19 protein-coding genes are annotated in these 19,843 nt (G+C 39.1%); 4 read left to right on the top strand and 15 right to left on the bottom strand.

Annotated features, from left to right (window positions below; genetic code table 11):
* Positions 1-50: 50 nt before the first annotated feature.
* From QYB95_RS13250 to QYB95_RS13185, 14 genes are all read right to left on the bottom strand, one after another.
* On the bottom strand, positions 51-1,328 hold the full coding sequence (locus tag QYB95_RS13250) for an L-lactate MFS transporter (protein ID WP_301138813.1): 1,278 nt from the start codon (positions 1,326-1,328) through the stop codon (positions 51-53).
* Positions 1,329-2,003: 675 nt separating this feature from the next.
* Positions 2,004-2,426 carry a universal stress protein gene (locus QYB95_RS13245; RefSeq protein WP_301138812.1) on the bottom strand — a complete coding sequence of 141 codons (423 nt, stop codon included), beginning with the start codon at positions 2,424-2,426 and terminating at the stop codon, positions 2,004-2,006.
* A gap of 709 nt (positions 2,427-3,135) precedes the next feature.
* The gene (locus QYB95_RS13240) at positions 3,136-3,954 is read right to left on the bottom strand and encodes a C40 family peptidase (RefSeq protein ID WP_301138811.1); all 819 of its coding nucleotides are present in this window, start codon (positions 3,952-3,954) and stop codon (positions 3,136-3,138) included.
* Positions 3,955-3,961: 7 nt separating this feature from the next.
* Positions 3,962-4,735 (bottom strand): serine hydrolase, encoded by a 774-nt coding sequence (locus QYB95_RS13235; RefSeq protein ID WP_301138810.1) that lies wholly within the window; start codon positions 4,733-4,735, stop codon positions 3,962-3,964.
* Positions 4,736-4,743: 8 nt separating this feature from the next.
* Positions 4,744-5,676 carry a S66 peptidase family protein gene (locus QYB95_RS13230; protein ID WP_301138809.1) on the bottom strand — a complete coding sequence of 311 codons (933 nt, stop codon included), beginning with the start codon at positions 5,674-5,676 and terminating at the stop codon, positions 4,744-4,746.
* 7 nt (positions 5,677-5,683) lie between these two features.
* Entirely contained in the window at positions 5,684-6,625 is a 942-nt protein-coding gene (locus tag QYB95_RS13225; RefSeq protein WP_301138808.1) for an ATP-binding cassette domain-containing protein, read from the bottom strand.
* Entirely contained in the window at positions 6,615-7,676 is a 1,062-nt protein-coding gene (locus tag QYB95_RS13220) for an ABC transporter ATP-binding protein (RefSeq protein ID WP_425609206.1), read from the bottom strand. The genes QYB95_RS13225 and QYB95_RS13220 overlap by 11 nt, the downstream gene beginning before the upstream one ends.
* Before the next feature lie 12 nt (positions 7,677-7,688).
* Complete coding sequence (locus tag QYB95_RS13215) at positions 7,689-8,663, bottom strand: ABC transporter permease (protein ID WP_301138806.1); 975 nt, start codon at positions 8,661-8,663, stop codon at positions 7,689-7,691.
* Positions 8,663-9,604 (bottom strand): ABC transporter permease, encoded by a 942-nt coding sequence (locus QYB95_RS13210; RefSeq protein WP_301138805.1) that lies wholly within the window; start codon positions 9,602-9,604, stop codon positions 8,663-8,665. The genes QYB95_RS13215 and QYB95_RS13210 overlap by 1 nt, the downstream gene beginning before the upstream one ends.
* Positions 9,605-9,706: 102 nt before the next feature.
* A complete protein-coding gene (locus QYB95_RS13205) occupies positions 9,707-11,542 on the bottom strand; it encodes a peptide ABC transporter substrate-binding protein (RefSeq protein ID WP_301138804.1) in 1,836 nt (611 codons plus the stop codon).
* Positions 11,543-11,575: 33 nt separating this feature from the next.
* Positions 11,576-12,643 carry a dipeptide epimerase gene (locus tag QYB95_RS13200; protein WP_301138803.1) on the bottom strand — a complete coding sequence of 356 codons (1,068 nt, stop codon included), beginning with the start codon at positions 12,641-12,643 and terminating at the stop codon, positions 11,576-11,578.
* A 12-nt stretch (positions 12,644-12,655) separates the two neighbouring features.
* Positions 12,656-13,450, bottom strand: coding sequence for a M55 family metallopeptidase (locus QYB95_RS13195; RefSeq protein ID WP_301138802.1), 795 nt, complete (start codon positions 13,448-13,450; stop codon positions 12,656-12,658).
* The gene (locus QYB95_RS13190; RefSeq protein WP_301138801.1) at positions 13,434-14,135 is read right to left on the bottom strand and encodes a M15 family metallopeptidase; all 702 of its coding nucleotides are present in this window, start codon (positions 14,133-14,135) and stop codon (positions 13,434-13,436) included. Before QYB95_RS13190 ends, QYB95_RS13195 begins: the two co-directional genes overlap by 17 nt.
* A gap of 335 nt (positions 14,136-14,470) precedes the next feature.
* Positions 14,471-15,535, bottom strand: coding sequence for a DmpA family aminopeptidase (locus QYB95_RS13185; RefSeq protein WP_301138800.1), 1,065 nt, complete (start codon positions 15,533-15,535; stop codon positions 14,471-14,473).
* Positions 15,536-15,806: 271 nt separating this feature from the next.
* Here QYB95_RS13185 and QYB95_RS13180 point away from each other — a divergent pair, with 271 nt between their 5' ends.
* From QYB95_RS13180 to QYB95_RS13165, 4 genes are all read left to right on the top strand, one after another.
* Positions 15,807-15,980, top strand: coding sequence for a hypothetical protein (locus QYB95_RS13180; RefSeq protein WP_036201682.1), 174 nt, complete (start codon positions 15,807-15,809; stop codon positions 15,978-15,980).
* Positions 15,981-16,236: 256 nt separating this feature from the next.
* Positions 16,237-16,518, top strand: coding sequence for a hypothetical protein (locus QYB95_RS13175; protein ID WP_301138799.1), 282 nt, complete (start codon positions 16,237-16,239; stop codon positions 16,516-16,518).
* A 190-nt stretch (positions 16,519-16,708) separates the two neighbouring features.
* Positions 16,709-16,978, top strand: coding sequence for a Parvovirus coat protein VP1-like protein (locus QYB95_RS13170; protein ID WP_301138798.1), 270 nt, complete (start codon positions 16,709-16,711; stop codon positions 16,976-16,978).
* A 233-nt stretch (positions 16,979-17,211) separates the two neighbouring features.
* Complete coding sequence (locus QYB95_RS13165; protein WP_301138797.1) at positions 17,212-18,234, top strand: threonine aldolase family protein; 1,023 nt, start codon at positions 17,212-17,214, stop codon at positions 18,232-18,234.
* 77 nt (positions 18,235-18,311) lie between these two features.
* Here QYB95_RS13165 and QYB95_RS13160 read toward each other — a convergent pair.
* Positions 18,312-19,843: sensor domain-containing diguanylate cyclase (locus QYB95_RS13160; protein WP_301138796.1), on the bottom strand; the 1,532-nt coding region annotated here is incomplete at its 5' end.

Below are 19,843 nucleotides of genomic sequence, written 5' to 3'. Positions count from 1 at the left end.
GGACATGTGCGAAATGTCCTTTATTCGGCAATTTACTGTTTATATAATTTTTATGACGTTGTCGTTGAGAGATCTCCAACTGACTCTTTTTTGCCCACAAGAGACTTTTTCTTTTTGTTTACATCTGCACGCAGTAATAGTGAAATTAAAAGTGAAACAGCGATTAATCCAGTAAACAGATAGAACACCGGAATATAGCTACCGTACATATTCTTTACAGTACTTACGATAATCGGACCAAAAATTCCGCCTAAAGACCATGTTGTTAATAAATAACCGTGGATGACACCAAGCTGTTTTGTTCCAAATAAATCACTTGCATATGCAGGCAGGTTAGAGAATCCACCACCATAACAACTTACTACCAAGAAGATAAATACTTGGAAAAGAATCACGTTTGTTGTAAACGGCAATACTGCAAATGTTATTACCTGAATTGTAAAGAAGATAACAAAAATATTTGTACGACCGATATAGTCAGAAATCGCAGCCCAAATTAATCGGCCGCCACCATTGAATAATCCCATTACACCAACCATTGTTGCTGCTCCGGCAACTGATAAACCTACAATTTCCTGAGCCATTGGCGAAGCAACAGAAATCATCATAATACCTGCTGTTACGTTCACTAAGTGCATAGCCCATAACATCCAGAATTGTCTTGTTTTTACAGCTTCTTTTGCTGACATTTGAGCCAAATCCAGTTTTACTTTCTTCTCTCCTGATTCCGTTGCCTTCTTCATTCCCTCAGGCATGTATCCTTTAACTGGAGGTGCAATATATGAAGCTCCTAAAATCATCAAGATAAAATAACTTACTCCCAAGATAAAGTATGTAGTTGGAATCCCTACACCTTCCATTAAGTTTGCGGCAACCGGCGCAGTAATTAGCGCACCCGAACCAAAACCTAATACAGCCATCCCTGTTGCTAAACCACGGCGATCGGGGAACCATTTTACCAATGTCGATACCGGAGCAATATATCCAATACCCATACCCAATCCACTTAATACCCCGTAAGTTAACCAATATAGTACAACAGAGTCCATCATAATTGCTAAACCGGCACCTGCTTGTCCAGCTCCAAATAACACAGCCGCGACCATAGCTGATTTCCTAGGCCCCATTTTTTCTACTAAACTACCAAATAGTGCCGCTGCAAATCCAGCAAGCCCCATCATAATTGTAAAGGCTACAGTAACATTTGTTTCAGTCCATCCCATCTCTGTTACAATTGGAATCTTGTAAACACTGTATGCATAAGCTCCTCCAATCGATAGATGAATTGCAATGGCAGAAAGAGCGATTAACCATCGATTTTTCTTCATAATTCTCTTTTAGCCCCTTTCTCTGTAAATATGATAAAGTTGTGAACAACCCTTATCCCAAGATAACATTTACAAAATATGAAATGCAATAGTTTTTTTAAAAAAATTATTTGTGTAAAAGAGATTTTTTCTGCATTTCATAGAAAATATGAAGTTAAACGCATATTCATTTCTTATATTAAGTTAATTGAATTCCCATAAATTGCTTTCATTCTATAATTGATTATATGGAGGGAATTCCTTGTTATAAAACAGCTTGAATATTGGTGCAACGCTAGTTGCAAGGTACTTTACAATTTAACTCATTTAGAATTTATTAGCATTTTATAGTAAATTGCATACATTTTATAGAATAAATATTATACATCTTACTACAGCAAAATATCTTTAATTTATTGAAGAGGGATACTGTATTTCACTATTACATAATAGTTACAAAGTATACTAGAATAACTTAACTGACTCAAAAATCCTCAAACAAAATTATCCTGTTATTATCCAGAATAATCTTTCTTAAAAGAGAAAATTTATTCTTCGCCCCACGACAAAAAACATCTATTTACACGATGAAATAGATGTTCAGCGGGTCAATGGCAAAATCCCCCTTTACTAGCGAATAAATAACACTCCATAATACAGGATGACAGCGATTACGCAACGCCATAGAATCTTTTGTTATCGTATTATTTGTACGTCACAAGTCGCATTTTGCACAATTTGCTCTGCCACTGATCCAATGAGCATTTTTTCGATATTGCTGACGCCTGTTGCACCACAAATAAGTAATTCTATTCCTGTAAGCTCTGTTAAAACTTCCTTTGCCGATCCCTCTTTGACGATCACCTCTACCACAGGAACTCCTGCCGCAATAACTTCATTTTTCAACCCATCCATTTTTGTAACATGTTCTTCTTTTTGTTGTTCTGCATAATCAGGATCATAAGCTGCTACAGAACCAAATGATTTGGTATCGATTACATTAATCAATTGCAAACTTGCACTATTATCCTTAGCTACAAGAATTGCGCGATCAAGAGCCTTCATCGACTGTTTTGAGAAATCAATTGCTACTGCAATTTTTTGATAATGTTTTATCATAATCTTCCTCCAATAATATCATTACTTAATAGTACCCATTATTATCCAAAATAAACAAAGGAGCTTGTGTTTATATCTCCATTATGATTCATATAGCATGAATTAATGCTATAGTCTAAATTTTTCTTGCCATGTTGTACAAATTTCTTCCATCCTCTTTAGTATTGGCTTGGACAATTGAGTTCGACTTTCTTCCGTACATCGAACTGCCGCTGCAGTTGACTGCATTCAAACGATTCATTAACTTAACTAGAGTGCACACATCTTAATGCTAATAGGGAGCGAACGCTGTTATACCGTTTCACGTTAGCGTACTTTTATGGGCTATCAGGCTCATCTCTGAAGCGAACTCTTATTGTTGTGGCTCGCTTTGCTACCACACAATGCTCTTCTCTTTTTAACTTGGCATAATAACTTAGACTTTACTACCATTCAAAACACTTCTCTTCATCAATTGTACTAATAACCCGACAGCGCTACCGTCTCATCCGATTTCCTGTCCCAGTCTTAATGGAATCCCGAAATCAATCCAAACGGTCTTTTATAATTTCTTCAATATAACTCCTGGGTAATCGAAAACTATATCCAACAATCCATACCACATTATTATTTAAAAAAGGCCAGTCCCCGGGAAAAACTTCATCACTCTTCCTTACAATAAAAAGCACACCACCTCTTTATTCGGATGATGTGCTCTTCTAGCCTTTAACTATTTTGCAGGAAATAAACTCCCTACCGCCGTAATGGTTGTTGCTAAGTCGTCGCGATAATGAATATGTTCCTTATTTAGACTATTGATGCTAACCTCATTGCCCCCGAGGGAAGAATGTACATATAGACCATCTCCCATATACATGGCGATATGTCCCGGGAAGTAAAGAAGATCTCCTTTTTGAATTTGTTCTATGCTGATTTCCTTAATGGGGAAGCCATCAGCAATTTTGGCATCTCGGTAAATTATGACGCCATTCAACATATAAGCCATCGAACAAAGACCAGAACAATCTATACCTAACGGGGACTTCCCACCCCAACGATAAGGTGTTGTGAGATAGCTTAATGCCGTTTGTACGACTTGTTCCCTAAAGTTCTCTTCCGTTAAAACATTTTGCTCTACCTTCTCGCTGATCCACTGTTTACGGGTATACCCTACTTCACCCGTTGCCAGTTCAATCATTGCCCACTCTTGATCTAGTTCTTCATTTGGCAATACTCGGACAATTGAACCCCTCACAAGTGTTATTAGCTTTGCATTTTGAATTTTGGGCCCCAGCAACACATCCGCAAATCCTTGGGAAATGATATAGTTGGCTTCTTCCTGCCACTCAGTTGCTTTTGCAGAATCCACTATTAATTCAATTGATTTGCAAAATCCTTCATAACGATAAGGAGTTCGTACATAGCACCAATCATCTCGTTGTTCCACTATTTCAACAACCATGCCATATAACCCTTCATCAATCAATTCTGAATTAGCATTAGCTTCTGCATGTAGGTTAGCAACCATCGATTTTATTATCGCTTTCATTAAGAATTTACTCCCCCTTCCCCATATGCTCATATACAATCATGGAAATTTTCCCTATGCAGCCTTTCGCTGCTTCGCTATTGCTGTGATCAGTGACAAAAACGCCGATGATATAGTCACCCTTATTGGAAAAAACGATTCCAACATCATGTTCAACTGTATCCAGACTACCCGTTTTATGAGCTATTTTGACATCATCAACTATGTATCTTTTTAAGGAATCGTAGACGCGTTGCCGGCTTAAAATATCGATTACGAGATTACTATATTCCAATGATAGTAGTGATTTACGGTAGATTGCTGTATAAAGTGTTCCCATGTCCCTGGCAGTGGTTAGATTATCGAAGCCTTTCTCCAATTGAGCAAAATCCATCATTTTCCGTTGAATTCTAGTTTGAGTTAAACCAATTTTTTTAAAATATTGATTCAATTTCTCTAATCCGATTAAATCGATCAATACGTTCGTCGCTGTGTTGTCACTTATAATAATCATCCACAAAAGCAGATCGCCTAAGGCACATTCTTCTGCCTCGAGCTCGGTTAGCACACTGAATTCCACCCGGTTTTCCTTCGAAATCTTCACAATTTGATATAATGAAATATTTTCATTTTCGACATAATCCAACACAGCCAATAGAATTGGCACTTTTATCAAGCTGGCACTAGAGAAAACATCATCCAGATCTTTCGTCAGTAAGGAATGATCCGTTCCTGCCTCTTTCACTAGTAGTTTGATTTTGTAAGGCAGCTGTTGTATAAGTGTTTGAATGTCTTTTTCCATTGAAGCACCTATTCAACGACTTCTATTGTTTTTGTTTCTGCATCAAAAGAAATCGTTCTCCCCATAGGAAGCGACATGGTTGGCAGGCAATGCCCACAGGCGATATCCATTAGGATTGGCTTATTTGATGGCACTAAAATCTCTTCAAAAATTGTTTGGAGTCGTAAACTGTGTTCGGGACGATCGGGATTTTGCGGCCCGCAATTTGTCCATGCCCCCAACAAAATTCCTGATGCTTCATCTAACTTTCCGGATAACTTAAGTTGAGTAAGCATTCGATCCACACTGCGTTCATACTCATCAATATCTTCCAAAAATAGTATTTTCCCTTTTGTATCAATTTCGTAAGGTGTTCCAAGCGAAGCAGCTACCAGCGTTAAGTTTCCGCCAACAAGCTGTCCCGTTGCCTTTCCGGATACAAGTGTCGTCATTTCTTGATTTGTTGGATTAGCTAAGTAATAATTTGTCTTTTCCGTAAAGGTCACACTTTCTATAAACGATGACCATGTATAATCGTCCATCTCTGGTTTTATGAATTCCGTCGATGGCATAGGGGTATGGTAAGTCACCAAATTGCATAGCTGGTTAAAGGCGATATGCAGAGCTGTCACATCACTATAGCCGGCAAATACTTTGGGATTTTCTTTAATCATCTCATAATCCAGCAAAGGGAGAATTTTGGTAGCTCCATAGCCTCCTCGAATGCTAAAGATACCATCAATCGATGAATCTCGGAACATACGATTCACATCGTTAGCTCGCAGCCCGTCGCTCCCGGCTAAATAGCCATGTCTTTCTCGGCACGAATCTCCTACAACAACCTTAAAGCCCAGTTTTTCGACTGCTTCGATGGCTTTGGGCAAGCTTTCTGGAGGTGTAGCAGCAGAAGCACCAATTAGACCGATTGTATCCCCCTGTTTTAACCCTTTTGGAATCTTCATATTTGTGTCACACTCCTATTTTGAACATTGTACGGTAACGTGTTAATTCTTCTTCATTTGCAAGCACAAAATGGCCATCCTCAATCTCTACAAATGAAGGAGGATCCTTTATATAATTATGCTGCGAGGGATCATATATTTCTATGGTTTTGGCACGTTCTTTATAAGGATTAGGCTCGGGAACTGCTGAAATCAGGGCCCTTGTATAGGGGTGTATTGGATTCGAAAACAGTTTTTCCGTTTCCGCCAGCTCCACGATCTGCCCTTTATAAATAACTGCAGTCCGGTCGGTAATAAAACGAACTATTGATAAATCATGGGCAATAAATAAATAGGTTAAGTCATTTTGTTTTTGTAGATTCGATAATAGATTTAAAACTTGGGCCCGAATGGAAACATCCAGAGCTGAAATCGGTTCGTCTGCAATTATGAACTCAGGCTCCATAACAAGCGCACGGGCAATCCCGATCCTTTGGCGTTGTCCCCCTGAGAATTCATGGGGAAAACGGCTCGCAAACTCCGGTAGTAACCCTACCTCCAGCAGGGCATTACGAACTTTCTCCAAACGCTCTGCATTATTTTTATACTTTTTCGTGTTCACTAAGCCTTCGGAAATAATATAGTCGACTTTTGCTCGTTCATTTAGTGATGCCATCGGGTCTTGGAAAATCATTTGAATTTTTTGGGTAATTTCCTGATCCCAATCCTTCGAGATTTTTCCATTTATCGGCTTACCTTTAAACAAGATTTCGCCGCCAGTCACTTCATTAATTCGCATAATCGAACGACCAATTGTAGTTTTGCCGGAACCTGATTCTCCCACGAGTCCAAAAGTTTCACCTTTATATATTTCAAAACTTACATCTCTAATTGCCCGAAATTTGTTCTTCCCTTTACTAAAGGTAACATTTAAATTTTTCACTTCCAGTACTACTTCTCTATTGCTCATAAGCGTATCGTCTCCCCTCTTCGAAGAATGCTTGCAGGCTTTGCGGAGGTTCTACCTTTGGTGCATCGGAATGCAGTAGCCAAGTTTTCGCATAGTGCGTTTCCGTTACTTTAAAGAAAGGTGGACGCTCCACAAAATCGATGTTCAAAGCATATGGATTACGAGGTGCAAATGCATCTCCTTTTATCTCATTAAAGAGATTAGGGGGTGTTCCTTTAATGGAGTATAGCTCTTCTCCCTTGGCTCCCAACTGCGGCAAGGAGGATAGAAGGGCCCATGTGTATGGGTGCTTGCCATCAAAGAAAACTTCATGTGTTTTGCCGACTTCGATAATATCCCCTGCATACATAACCGCAATCCGGTCTGCAACTTTTGCAACGACCCCTAAATCATGTGTAATATAGATCGTTGTAAGACCATACATTTCTTGCAAATTTTTTAGCAGCTGCAAGATTTGCGCCTGGATCGTAACATCAAGTGCGGTTGTCGGTTCATCACAGATAAGGATTTTTGGATTGCAAGCGACGGCAATGGCGATTACGATTCGTTGACGCATGCCACCGGAAAATTCATGCGGGTATTGCTTATAGCGTTTTTCAACATCGTGGATACCTACATCTCTAAGTAATTTTAAAGTTCGTTCATAAGCTTCTTTTCCTTTTAAGCCTTGATGTAAATTGACACATTCTTCTATCTGTTTCCCAACCGTTTTTAAGGGATTCAAGGATGTCATCGGATCCTGTGTTACCATGGCAATTTCCTTGCCACGGATTTTTAGCCAATCCTTCTCCGTGCTAAACTGCGATAAATCATAATCTTTATAAAGGATTTTCCCCTGATCGATAAAACCGTTTTTATCTAGCAAACCCATTATCGATTTCACAAGAACAGATTTACCCGAACCTGATTCACCTACAATCGCAAGACTCTCACCCTTGTATAGATCAAGAGAAATATCACGAATCGCTGTTAGCACCTGGCCACGAAGTTTAAACTTAATGATTAAATTTTGAATGGATAAAATGCGTGACTTTTCGTTGTTGTCCCCCATCGTCATCCTCCTCTACACATGATTTTTTGGATCTGCTGCATCTGCAAAAGCGTTTCCTATAATATAGAAAGCAATTGTTATAATACTTAATACGACACTCGGGAAGATTAACTGATAACGTAAATCCGGCGACATCATCAATACACGCCCTTCATTAATCAAGTTTCCTAATGATGGTTCGCTGATTGGCAACCCTAGTCCGATGTACGTTAAAAATACTTCAGCCCCGATTGCAAACGGGATGGCTAAACTCATCCGAAGCATAATAACGGAGATCAGATAAGGCAATAAGTTTTTAAGAATAATGCGATAGCTTGGTGTTCCCAAACATTTTGATGCAAGATTGTATTCTCTGTCTCGTAAAATAACAATTTGGTTTCGAATAAACCTTGCCATCTCTACCCATCCGGTAATACACATCGCAATAATGATGGTCGAAATGCTTGGTCGTAAAATAAAGGACATCAGGATTAAAACAATGGTTGTCGGAATATTTTCGACGATGTTATACACCTGTGTAATGGGTGCTTCAAGCTTTCTCGAAAAGCCCCATAGCGCCCCAACCGAAATCCCTACCGCAACTTCTGCCAAAGCGACAACAAACCCGATAAACAGGGATGTTCTTGTTCCTTCCCAAATACGTGACCATAAATCTTGCCCTATTGAATTCGTCCCAAACCAAAATTCTGAGCCTGGCGCAATATTCCGAGCTTGGGAACCTGTTTGTTCATCAATATAAATCTCTGTCGGAGATTTTTGATATGGTAAATAAGGCTGTATAATTACGAATGCAACTATTAATCCAACGACAACCAATAGGAATACAGCAATTCGATTTTTTAAAAAAAACTGCCAAGTTGAACGCCAATAGGAATAATTCGAGTACCCTGTTTGCTCTGCCTTTTGTTCATCAACCGTTGCAAAATCAAATAGATTCTCGTTTGATTTTTGTGAAATATTCGAAATTTCTTCAGAATAGATGCCCATTAACGTGTACTCCCTCCTTTTCCTAGCTTAATTCGGGGATCGACAAGTGCCATGGCTAGATCTCCCAGAAATAGACCTATGATCCCTAAAGAAGAGAATATTAATACTAGCCCTTGCACCACTGAGTTATCTTGTCTTTGTATAGCGTCAACAAGCAAACCGCCCATTCCAGGGATTGAATATAATGATTCAATATAAATCGAACCAGTGATTGTAAATAATATAGTTGCCGGCAAGTACTGTGCCATTGGGATGAAAGCATTTCGCATTACATGCCGAAACATTAGTGTACGTTCTTTAACACCTTTTGCTCTTGCAAGTTTAATATAATCTTTGTTTAATTCATCCACCATATAACGGCGCATCCACATAGCGTATGAGGCGGTAGGTGCAAGTGCCATGGATGTCAACGGCAAAATCCAGCTCATTTTATTGTACTCATCAAATAATAATGGGAGATTGAATATATCTGTTACATACATCTGAATAAAGATATAATAGACTGCTGCTGGAACAGCAACAACAAACACGATATATCCAGTCCCCAAACGATCAAGCCAGCGTCCTTTCATATGTGCCATTAAGATACCTAATGGTACCCCGATAATAAGCGATAGTGCCACGGCGCCAAGTCCAAAAAACAGCGAATACATAATTTTCTCGGAAATGATCGTTGTAACCGGCACATCGGTACGGTATGTAACTGAAGTTCCTAAATCTCCTTTAAATAGATCCATATAAAAATTACCTAGTTGAACAAGTAAAGGGTCGCGCAAACCTAAGTTTGTTAAAATTATTTCTTGTTGTTCCGGTGTCATCTTCTCGGCTGCAGCTCCTAGATACCCTTCTTCAGGCATTAGGCGTAGTAAGGAGAAAACAATCGTGATAATAATAAAAAGTGTGAACACAGACTGCAATAATCGTTTTCCTATATACCACATATATTCTTACCCCCCATAGTTTAAAAAAGAATGAATGAAGGAGATGCCAATGCTGCTCCAGGTCATCTCCTTCTTTCATTTTGTCTGAAAAACTGCTACTTTCTATTCACCTGCGTTTGCTAACGCTTCAGCTCTTTCTTGTTCCCATGCTGCCAAAGCTTCCTTGAATTCATCATTGCTCATTGGCTCATCCAGAAGTCTTTGCCCTTTAAATTTCTCCAACGTTACACCAAAAGGAGAGTACTGTGCTTCAAATGGATTTAGCTTAGAAGCAATATAGCCAGTACCGCCAACTGCATACGGGATTACAAATGCTTCTTCAATTAAGAATGCTTCAGCTTGTGCAAATAATTCATAACGTTTGGCTGGATCCATTTCTGCTTTTGCTGCATCCACCAAGTTTTGATATTTTGATTTACCATTTGTATCTGTGTAACCTTCAGCAAGTTCTGGCTTGTTGTATGTTCCACCTTCTGAGAACGGATCCGTATAAGATGCAGGGTCGGCATAGTCAGGGCCCCAGTTTGCTTCAAGTAATGCATACTTCCCTGGGTGACGAACTTCTGATAAGAAGCCAGTAGAAGGACCCGCTTCTACAATCAGGTCGATATAATCTGCTCCTAATAGATTTTCAAGTTGTTGTTCAACAACCTGTGTGCGATTTGCCCAATCCGGGCTGCCAGAGTTATATGGAATTACCACTTTCACAGGGAATGTTGCTTTACCATCAAGCTCGGCCATTGCTTTTTCTTTGAACTCCAATGCTAGATCAGCATTGAATGAATCGGTATTCGAAATGTCTGCCAAAGGCGCAAGTTGTGTATAATCCACACCATCAACATCCACAAAGTTCTTCGGTGTAATCGTGTTGTTAAGCAGACTTTCCGGCTCGAAAGGCTCAGTTGTCAACATAGCGGATACACGATCCAGTGCATGATACAATGATTTACGGAAGTTTTTGTTGTTTACAGCAACTTTCCAATTTTCCGGTTCATATTCTGCATCAAACTGCGGATTAAAGTTTAACGCATAGAAATACGTATAGAAGTTATTTCGAATTTGACGAAGCTGCGATTTTTTCTCTTCATCATTAAACCATTCATCAACGACTGAGGTTGGAATTTCTGCTGAATCGATTTCACCGCGCAAGAATAACTCTGGTGCAACCGTTAAAGCCTCTTTATTGTATTTATAGCGGATGCGGTCGATGAATACATTCTCTTTGTCCCAATACGTATCATTTTTTACAAGTACACGCTCATTTTGAGATTCAAATTTGTCAAGGATGAACGCCCCGTTATAAAGAGTTGTTTCTTTAGTAGTACCAAATGCTTCACCCTGCTCAGCTAAAAACTCGCCATTAACCGGGAAGAAACATACATAGTTAAGCATTGATAGGAAATAAGGTGTGGGATTTTCCATTGTATACTCTACTGTATACTCATCAATTGCCTTTACGCCTACTTCAGAGAAATCTGTAACTTCGCCATTATAGAAAGCATCGCCGTTTTTAACGACAGTTGCAATCCAAGCTGTCGAAGACTCATTTTTGGCATCAAGTACATAATTTAAGCCATCCACAAAATCTTGCGCCACAACATCTGCATACTCTTCGCCTTCATTTGTCACCCATTTCACGCCTTCGCGCAACTTGAATGTCCAAACTGTATTGTCTTCATTTACAGACCATTCTTCGGCTAAACTTGGCTGTACAATTCCATATTGATCGTATTCGATTAAGCCGTCAATCAAGTTAGCAGACATAGCAAACTCATTCGCTTCTGCTGTTTTCAAGTAATTTAAGGTCTTGATTTCCCCTGAATAAACAGTGCGATATTCTGCAACTTCTCCTCCAGAAGATTCGCCTCCTTCCTCACTACAAGCAGCTAAAACTAAAGCTGTCATTGCAGCCAAAAGCAATAACCACAACTTTCTCATAAAACCCCTCCCGTTTCTTAAATCTCTCTTTTTTTATAATGAAAATCCGATTCCAGGTTCGCTTGACATTGTTATTACCTGCCCATCAAATGTCGGGCCCCCTGTCATTGGATCATTCATACATAGTAAAGGTCCATCTAAATCCATCATGGTGATATTTTTCTGAGATGCAGCAAAATGAGCAGCAGCACTTACACTAATTTTCGTTTCCAGCATGCAGCCAACCATACACTCAATTCCGTTTGCTTCTGCAATATGGACGATTTTCAGGGCTTGATAAATTCCGCCCGTCTTCATCAACTTAATATTTATTAAATCAGCAGCACGCTTTTCAATAAGTGTGATTGCCTCCTTAGGAGAAAAGACACTCTCATCAGCTAAAATACTTGTTAGCGTATTGGCTGTTACATAACGCATTCCTTCGATGTCGCTATAGTGAACAGGTTGTTCGACTAGCTCAATATTCGTGTTGGCATCCTCAAGAGCGCCGATAATTCGTACTGCTTGCTTAGGTGTCCAGCCTTGATTAGCGTCTACACGCAAAGTGACATTTGGTCCCACTGCGTCACGAATCGCTGTAACACGTTCTACATCACCTAAAGGATCTTTACCAACTTTCACCTTTAGAATGGTGAAGCCTCTCGCTACTGCTGCCAGGCTGTCCTTGACCATCTCATCCACATCATTCACACTTATCGTGATGTCTGTGATCAATTCATTTCTATAGCCGCCTAACAGCTTATAAAGCGGAGCCTCATAACGTTTTGCCAGCAAGTCATATAGCGCCATATCAACAGCAGCTTTGGCACTTGTATTTTTATAGATACTCTTATCGATGCGCTCCATTATTTGAGCAAAATCTTCAATTTCCATTCCCATAATCGCGGGTTTTATATATTCAGTGATTGCAAAGGATATGGATGCATTTGTTTCACCCGTTATGACAGCGGTCGGAGCAGCTTCGCCAACCCCCACTTTACCGACATCTGTATGGATATAAATTGCAACATTCTGAATCTTTTCCACAGTCCTTAGTGCTGTTTTAAATGGTGTAATAAGGGGTGCTTCCACGACCCCTACCGTGATATCCGTTATTTTCATTCCATCACCTATTTATGTCAAAAACTGTAAGATACGTAAAACTTCATAATAATCATCCGTAACAAACTCTACAGTGTTATGTGCTTTAAAAGTAGCACCAGGGTAGAAGGAGTTGCGGTATGCACGTGCATGGTCACGGTAAACGATTTCTACAACAAACTGTTCGGGCAGTTTTACTTGAAGCGCTTCTCTATCAACCCTCATTGCTTCTTCTACAAGTATCTTCGTCTCTTTTATCGTAAGATTCGGACTCACATTCACAGTCGCACTACCAATACCTTCTTTAGTAGCGAAAGTGATGATATTCTCATTGATTGTTTGTATTTCTTCTGTAAGGCCTACATCTCCACTGACAAAAGCAACCGGCACTCCATGTAGACCAGCGGCATAAGTATTAATTAAAAATTCACTTGCATATTCGCCGTTTATCTTTACATCTGCATTTACAACCAATGTGTGGGCTAATGGATTTCGATGACTCCCCCCTTTACTATGGTAGCCAATGAAAATTGCTCGATCGAAGCTCTCATCAAGTCCTGCAACCATGCACATCGGGTCGCCAGTCCACCCTCGAATAACCTTGCAATTTACCGGTAAGTTTGAAATGTCAAGATTGCGGGCAGAATCATGGGCATCCTTCAGCAATATTTCTGTAGCCCCACCTGCTATGGCACCTTCTATTGCAGCTTCAACTTCCTTCGTCATTTGCTTCAAAAAAGGCTGGATATCCTGGGTATTAAGCTCAGTTTCAATCCAAGCGGTTGTACCTGTAATTCCTTCTAAATCTGCACTAATATACACTTTCATAATATCGATACTCCTTTAGTTGATGTGCCTTAATCTTCGATTCTACAGCACCATATTTTGCTTCCCCCGAATTTACACGCCTCGCCCAAGTCGCATTTCCATAGTCAAAATGCCACCACTCCTCGGAATAATTCGTAAAACCAACAGTGGTCATACAGTTATAGAGAAGACGTCTATTTTTTAATGCTTCTTCATTTTCAAAAGGATGGTGTTCGTAATAGCGGGTAGCCGATTTCACACTCATTTCATCAAATACACTTCCGAGATCCAGTGGGTTCCCTTCCAAATCTCCCAAAGTTAAATCAATAGCACCTCCGGTTAAATGGGGGGAGGTTTTAGTTGGATCCACACTTGGAAACGCAACATATTTCAGGGTTTCTTCTAAAATTTCCTCTTCCGAAAAATCTGGATGGTTCCCCTTAATCTCTTCAGAAAATAATTGGAATAAATGCTGCTGCACCTGAATTGGACGATAGCCATCATACACGATGAAACTATATTCTACAGGGAGTAAAGTTAAAGCCTCTACCAACCTTTCATATGCGTTTTGTCTTAAATAGATTGATTGTAAACTATTCGGAATTTGCTGTTCAAAATATATGGATCTTGAATATATCCTTGAATGGCTATCGGTTAAGTTGAGCAATGGCTCCTGGTTTTCGCGAATGATTGGGTGGAGCTGCACCTTAGGAAGCTCAAGCATGGGTATTGAAGAAAAAATCTTTTCTTGTATAGAAATCACCTCCGTAAAAAAACAGTATAAGAATATGAATATTTAGACTATTTCGTATTTAAAATCAAATCTATCATACTTTACATTTTTTTACTAGGTATTAAATAATATTTATGGGAATTAATTATTTCCTTAACATTATTATGTAATAATTTATTTTTACTATTTTTTGTCTCAATTGTTTGTTGTATGTGCCCCTTTTGAAGAGCGGCTTTCAGAGGATTCATATTTTAAAAAAAGTTATTCAAGGTTTTTTAATTCCTCAAATAACTGGAGTATTACTATTGTTATTGTGTAAAGTCAAATGCATGAACTGTATTTCCATTACGTCCCGTAGTTGTTCGTGCCTGTGAAAGTGAATTAATAATTGCTTCTTCTGTTGTCTCTGCAGCTGCTGCAAACAATTGGTTCATTATTGGGTGATCCTCACGCAGCTGTGTTCGACTTTCAAGTAATTCACTTGTTGTATGAGGTATGTTATGGGCAGTTGTAAAGCCAATCACAATATCCCCACTCCCATGAGAAAAATGACTTCCGATGCGTCCCAGTCCAATACCACAGCGTCTAATCACACGGGCTAATTGTCTGCTGCTTAGTGGTGCATCTGTAGCAAGAACGATAATGATTGAACCGTCATTAGGCTTATGGATCGATTCTTTCTGCGAGCTCGATATCTTATAATGTTCTTTCAAGAATTCAGTACTGGTGCCAAAATTACTTAAAACCATGCATCCTACAGTGTAGGAAATATCATCTCCTCCATCTCTCTCCACCTTCACCACCCGGGACGAGGAGCCAATCCCGCCTTTATAACCAAAGCAAACCATCCCTTTTCCTGCACCAATTGCTCCCTCTTCCGCTTTATCGCTATTTGCTTTTTGAATAGCCTCTATTGCATGTTCAGGCCTTACCGGACATGCCCTAATCGAATTCAGGTAACCATCATTACATTCACCCACAACAATATTAATGGTTCCTGTTTTGATGCCAATATCATCATTCGAGTCTAGCATATACTGGAGGGTTCCTTGCATCACTTGAGGCACACCAAAGGTATTTGTAAGCATAATCGGTGATTCAATTACACCTAGTTCATTTACTTGAACGAGCCCGGCAGATTTCCCAAAGCCATTTATTACATAACTTGCTGCGGTGACCTTATTTTGAAATAGGTTTTCACCATGCGGCAGTATAGCAGTTACGCCGGTGCAGGCATATTCCCCTTCACTTTCCAATTCATAGTCCAATGTTACATGACCAACCTTCACTCCTGCTACATCGGTAATACAATTTTTTTTGCCTGTTGGAAGCTTTCCAATATCAATACCTAAATTTCGTGCTTTATTGCTCATATGTACACTCCCTATAGTTTTCTTATCTATGTAATTCTTGAACCAAAACTGATTTCCTACCATTAAATAGGATTTAATTAGTATACTTCCACAAATCTGGGTTATCTCCTTCACAGGAACAACCTCTTAAGCATAAATATTTTTTCTAATATCCATGGCTTCAACCCTTGCCGAAGATTCTAGGATAATTGTCGAATATTCATTGTGTTTATAAGTCATAATAGGAGTGGTGATTTAACACCTACTAACATTCGATGCGGAGGGAACTTTTATGAACAATTTTCGTGAAGGCTTAATTCCTACTGTACTTGGTTCAGCTGTAACCGCTGCAGGGTATGCCATGAAACAAAAAGGATCGAACCAGATGTTGGCTAACACCATTTTCGGTTTCGGTTTGGCACACATTGTATTAGGTGCAATCGACCTGGTAGAACATCGTCGTTAGTAAAAGGAGGGCACTTCATGTGCTCTTCTTTTTTTGAACATAATTTCGAAGCTTCCAAAATACATTCCGTTAGGCGAATTTGGTTATTATTTACCATATCGTTTTAAGTCCTTCTGCATTGGTATTGAGAAGTAAAAAATTGGTACAATTATTTAAAAGTTTACTTTCTTCTAATCGATTCCGATCAGCCAAAAGTTGAACTGATTGCGAATAGAAGTTTTACACCTACTTCTCTACAAAAAAGGCTGGTGGAAAAATGCTAGATACACTGGGGAATATTTTCGGAATTGTCGTAGCCATTGCAGTCTTTTGTTTTCTCATTTATTTTGCCATATTCGTGGTTGTTCGAATCATCGCCAGTATCCTTTACTTCTTCAAATGGCGCAAGATGACACCCGCGGAACGTGCCTATGAAAAACGTATCAGAGGAAAAAAATCCAGTTCCGGCAATGCATTTGATTGGTGGGATTTTGGTTCCGACGCAGGGGGCAGTGCTGACGGCGGTGGCGGCGACGGTGGTGGCGGTGGCGGTGATTAATCTCGCCAACGTAATTAAATTAAGTTTAGGCTGATAGCACCAAGATTCCTTTTATTCAGGAATTCAAGGTGTTTTTTTATTTGCAAAACTTTTACTTCATCGTTATGGAAACAAGATGAAAAGCCCTTACTAGAATAATTGAACTTACATATGATAGTAAAAACTAGAAGCCAGAAAAGAGGTCTCACTTATGAGAAATAGGAGAATTGGTTTTTGCTATCCTGGATATCGTTATTGTGGACCTGGCTGTACGGGTCCCGGCTCCCCTATAAACCCAGTAGACGCTTGCTGTAGATTTCATGATGAATGCTATTTATATAATAGGAATAAAGGTGCTAGGAGATATTGTGATGATTTATTTAAACAATGCCTAAGCCAATATAGCTCCATGGACAATAAGCTTGGAAGAGATGCTAGATTATTCTCAAAAGCAATTAATTTGAAAAACCTTTTCTTTTAATTTCAATAAAACAATATAATAAGATGGCATGAACACTGTTCATTGTATTCATGCCTAACCCTGCCTCTAATATTACATACATTAACTAGTGGGATAGCATTCGAGATTCCCATTAATACTTCAATACAAACTCTTCTCATTTTCCCTATCTCTTTTTTATCTAATATTCTAAACATCTCGAAAATATAAATTAATGTTATACTATAGTAAAAAACAGCAAAGAAGGTCAATAAATGAAATATAGTTTTAAAAATGATTATAGCGAACTTTGCCATCCCGAACTTCTGGATGCCTTACAAAAAGCAAGTAATGAACAAAATGCTGGATATGGACTGGACAAGCATTCAGATGCTGCAAAGAACCTAATAAAAGAAAAGCTGGAATGCGATCAATGTGATATCCATTTTGTAACGGGTGGTACCCAGGCGAATGCTTCTGTCATTTCTCACATTCTCCGGCCATATGAAGCGGTGCTGTCATGCAGTACCGGCCATATCAATGTTCATGAAACCGGCGCAATAGAAGCTACTGGCCATAAGGTCTATACTCTTCCTGGAATAGATGGAAAGTTGACTGTAGCAGAAATAGAAGCAGCTCTAAAGTATCACCAGGATGAGCATATGGTAAAAATCGGGATGGTTTATATTTCTCAATCTACAGAAATAGGTACAGTTTATAATAAGGCCGAATTAAAAGCTTTATATGATTTTTGTAAAGAAAATCATCTATATTTATATATTGATGGAGCTCGCCTCTCAAGCGGTCTGGCAGCAAGTGATGTGGATTTCAATCAATTGAAGGACCTTTGTGATGTCATGTACATCGGCGGGACAAAAATTGGCATGTTGAGCGGTGAAGCAATTGTCTTCTTCAATGATCAGTTAAAATCCTATTTCAGATACCATATTAAAAACAAAGGGGCCATGCTGGCAAAAGGATATGTAGTAGGTATTCAATTTGAAGCGGCCTTTAAAGATGACCTCTATTTCAAAATGGGTCGGCACGAGAATGAGTTGGCAGGCTTTCTAAGTAACGAACTAAAAGAATTAGGGATTCCCCTTTTGAGTGAATCGCCTACCAACCAAATCTTCCCCATTTTTAGTAAGGAGCAGGTGAAGAAGCTGCAGGAACTTTATGCTTTTGAGATTTGGGAACCAATGGAAGACAAAATCGCGATACGATTTGTAACTTCATGGGCCACTACTAAAGAAGTTTGTATTGAGCTCATTGAAGATATTAAAGCACTTATCCAATAAAGGACCTGTCTTTTGGCAAAATGAAAATGCAATTTGCACCTTCGCAAATTGCATTTTTGTTTTATCTTCTTATATAACTACAGAAGATTATTCGAATTAGCTATTACCACCTGATTTCGCCCTAGACTCTTCGCTTCATAAAGAGCGCGGTCCGCTAGCTCGATTAGGTCTTCCGGATTTGCAGCCTGTTTCGGGAATCCTGCAGTTCCGCCAGAAAATGTAACAGGTTTACCTGAAGGACTTATTGTACCTTCAACCTTCCTTCTTAATTGCTCCGCAATCTCGTAAGCATCCTTAACACCTGTATCTGGCAGCAAGATAATAAACTCTTCCCCACCATAGCGACAACAAATATCCTGCTCTCTTACTGTATTCCTCATTTGGAGGGATAGGAATCTTAACACTTCATCTCCCATAGCATGTCCATAAGTATCATTAATCGATTTAAAATAATCTATATCCAACATAATAACAGCATACATTTTCCCTTGATTAGTCCAAGATTGCAATATGGTATCCAAAGATCGTCGATTCATCAATTTCGTAAGAGGATCGGTTGAATTTTCGTCCTTTAAAGTACTAACCTGTCCGTGTAAAAACGACAAGCTTTGAATCAGCGCCTTTTTAATTTGAGAAGCTTCATAGTACCAAGCATTCAATCCTTTGAGATTCCCCATTTCGCTGTCCTTAATACTATTTTCTGTAAGTGTGGCAATCTGCTGCAAAGGTTTTGTAATCTTTGTTGCTAACACTATTACGATAATAATAGAAATAAGTAAAAGTGGTATCTCGAAGTAGAAGATTGTCAGCACTTGTTTACCAACCGAATGAATCGCTATCTCTCGCGGAGTTTGTACGACAACTCCCCATTTCACCTTTTCCAATGGACTGAAACCCGCAAGCATTTCCTCATTTAACATATTTGTGACAGGCTGTGCTCCGCTCTCCCCTTGACCGATTCTTTGTACAACTTTATTTTTTGAAACGTCCTCACCTAGACGTGATTTATCAAAGTGATAAATCAATCGCCCTTTTGAATCAACTACATAGACATATGTACCATCCTGATATTGATGTTCACCTAATATAGCTTCAAAGAAATTGGATTCATGAATATAAATACTGCCAATAACACTCCCTTTATACTGTCCATCGCTGGAAAATACAGGGTAACTGACCGTGATAAGCAATTTTCCCGTTGAAGCTCTATAAGGGTCGGAAATAGTTAATTGTTGCTTTTTTAATTGCTCGATTCCTTCTTTGGAAGTAATTGTCTTTCCCTTAAGCCTGTATTGACCAGGTGCTCCTGCCAGCATTAATCCTTCCGAATTGGCAATAACGACGGAATTAAAAGAACTTTGTTGATGGAAAAGACGATTCACCTCATTATTCAATGCCTCTTCATCATCCATCTGATCCGCAATTTGCGAAGCACTATAATCAAGTATCTTGATTGAATGATCCAAAAATAAATTGGCGGTTTGGGAAAGCTTTAAAGCATAAACCCGATTTTTTTCCAGGGATTGTTCTTCTAATAAATCAATACTCCGTTGATAACTACTGTACAGACTACTTGCCACGGATAGTAGAAAGGCTAAAGATATCAACC

This window comes from Ureibacillus aquaedulcis, from assembly GCF_030418165.1.
Lineage (GTDB): Bacteria > Bacillota > Bacilli > Bacillales_A > Planococcaceae > Ureibacillus > Ureibacillus aquaedulcis.
This window is presented reverse-complemented; position numbering and strand designations above follow the sequence as displayed.